The sequence below is a fragment of the Lysobacter sp. TAF61 genome (assembly GCF_052113485.1).
Lineage (GTDB): Bacteria > Pseudomonadota > Gammaproteobacteria > Xanthomonadales > Xanthomonadaceae > Lysobacter_J.
The window spans coordinates 1-2476 of the sequence record NZ_JBFRDH010000014.1 but is presented as its reverse complement, the minus strand read 5'-3'; the positions used below and the strand labels follow the sequence as shown (position 1 = coordinate 2476).

Below are 2476 nucleotides of genomic sequence, written 5' to 3'. Positions count from 1 at the left end.
ATGCCACGCCTGCCGTAGGCCAATGCTGCGACGGGCTGGTGACATTGCTGTGGCCACAGGCACCTGCCCGCACTGCAAGAAGTCTGCATTTGAGCGGCAGGCCTAACAATTCATTCAAGCCGACACCGCTCCGCGGCGCGGCTTAACTCGGGCGTTAGAGGCCATGGGAAAACTCTCGCGACTCTCAATGTGCGCAGCGTTGTTGCTTGGCACTGGTCTGACTCACGCGGGGGAGTTTCTCGTCATCGGTCAGGTCCATGAGGTCACGGTTCTGCCTAAGGGCCATAGTCGCTGTGAGGTTTCTTGCCCGCTAAATGAGATTTGCATTTCCAACAGTTGCGGGTGTGCGGAGGCTTCAATCAAGCCACAGCAAACCTTGCTCGGCCAGGCCCCAGCCCTGCTGGTTGTCTCGGAGCACTTAGACGAGTGGTGTCGCGTCCCCATGCCACCGAACGAGCACCCAGTCCTCATCTTTGGAAGACCCGATGGGACCCTCCAATGGAGCTACCTAAATTCTTCCGGCGCCAGTAGCAGCCCCAGGTTTGACGCGGAGCGTTTCAACACAATTGGCGGAGTTTTCATAGGTCAGTTGCCGGCGGTTGACGGAGAGGTAGAGCTCGGCGAGCTAAAGCGCCGGCTTGGCCTCTAACAATTCATTCAAGCCGAACCCGCTTCGCGGGTCGGCTTAACTCAGGCGTTAGCGCTCAAATGGGGGGCTACAAATTGTTTTGGAGAAAGACCTTATTCCGCGCCGTGCTTATCTATGTCGTCGGAGCAATCACGCTTCTCGGCAGTGAGCAGGTGTTCGTCCTCGCTAACCTGCCGCAGGGGCCTGCCTATGTCGCCGAAATCGCCAGCCTTTTCATCGCCAGAACGGCCTTGTACTTCGCCATTGCACGGCGCGACGCTACATTTGGCCTCAAGCAGCTAGCGCTGATCGTTGCGTCAATTGAGATTTTTGACTGCATCACGGTGTTGGCGCTGGGGGCGCCTCTGGCGTATCTGCAGGAGCACTGGTGGTACTCCCCGCTACACCTACTGGCGGCCATCACTGGGCTTGGTGCAGCACAGTTGCGCGCTAACAATTCATTCAAGCCGAAGCCGCTTCGCGGCTCGGCTTAATTCAGGCGTTAGGCACCTATGAAAGCTAGCCGCTTGCCAAGCCCTCAGTATCTGATCGCTCACGTCTGCTTTGCATGTCGCAAGAGCTTCAAGGTGGCTCCTCGTTCTGAAATGGCCGCCGTCTGTCCACACTGTGGAGGGCAACTACATGAGATGGGGCGCTCATTCAAGGCCCCGACAGCTCGAGACGCGGAGCAATGGGCCAAGGTCCAGGCGCTCCATAACGCCGGATTTCGTTTCTTCAGCTACCGAAGTGTGGACGGTCCACCATTGCCGACCAAGCTCTCTGATGTTGAGGCGTTTGTTCGTGACAACCCGGAGCACCCACTCCGTGTGGCGGCGCCTAACAATTCATTCAAGCCGAACCCGCTTCGCGGGTCGGCTTAACTCAGGCGTTAGGCCCTGATCATTTTGGGAGGCGCAAAGGTGACGCTGCCGTTCCTTGTCATGGCTGGTTGCTTCTTGCTTGGCGGCTACCTTGAGCGTCGGCGTTCGGCCCCTTGGGGCATCTACGCCGCTGTCTGCCTCCTGGTTCTTGCAGTCCATGCCGGCTTGCTTTGGGCTGCAGGACTCATCGGCGCGGAGCCGTCTTACTCAATCTTGGACCTGTTGCTAGTCCGCCGTTTCCCCACGGGGAACGCGTTGTTCTACGCTGCATACGCGTCGCTGTTCTGTTGCGTCGGCGGTTTGGGGGCTCAGTCCGTAGGCCGGTTTCTAGGTGTGCGCAGCAAGAGCCAGTAGGGACGGGCTCCCACGGGGGCCTAACAATTCATTCAAGCCGAAGCCGCTTCGCGGCTCGGCTTAATTCAGGCGTTAGGCGTGCGGTCGTCGCGGTGCAGCCGTAAGGGCGTAGAGCCGCATGCGGCGCTGGGCGTCGCGCGGGACTTCGGTGGCCCCGGTCGCCCCTCTTGGATTCCGGCTCCGGGCAGGGAAGGGGGCTGGTTCACAGGCCGCCGCAAGCTGCTACATTTTGGTCCGGGGAGGGCCCAGGTTATGGCCGGCTGCAGTTCTCGGCTCCGGTCACGACACTAGGCCTAACAAGTCATTCAAGCCGAACACCAATCGCTACGCGATTGCTGTCGGCTTAACTCAGGCGTTAGGCACGTAGTCGCAGCCGTGCGGCCAGGTCGAGGGAGCGACGCGATGTCGGGGCTCATGCTCGCCCGCTCTGTGCTTCGGTCATGCGTACAACGCCCCCAGTCGAACTCATTGCCGGCGGCTGTCTTCCCCCTTCGGCAGGCCCCCGGTCTTCGGCGGCGCGGGGCACGGCGAGCTGATACATTCCCGCCCGGGGGTTAGGTCATGGAAGAGCAGTCGGCCGCAGTTCTTGGCTCCGGTTGCGGCGCTAGGCCTA

1 protein-coding gene is annotated in these 2476 nt (G+C 60.5%); it reads left to right on the top strand.

Annotated elements, in window-relative coordinates:
* Nucleotides 1-708 precede the first annotated feature (708 nt).
* Nucleotides 709-1122 carry a hypothetical protein gene (locus AB4Y64_RS17560; RefSeq protein WP_441817734.1) on the top strand — a complete coding sequence of 138 codons (414 nt, stop codon included), beginning with the start codon at nucleotides 709-711 and terminating at the stop codon, nucleotides 1120-1122.
* Nucleotides 1123-2476 lie beyond the last annotated feature (1354 nt).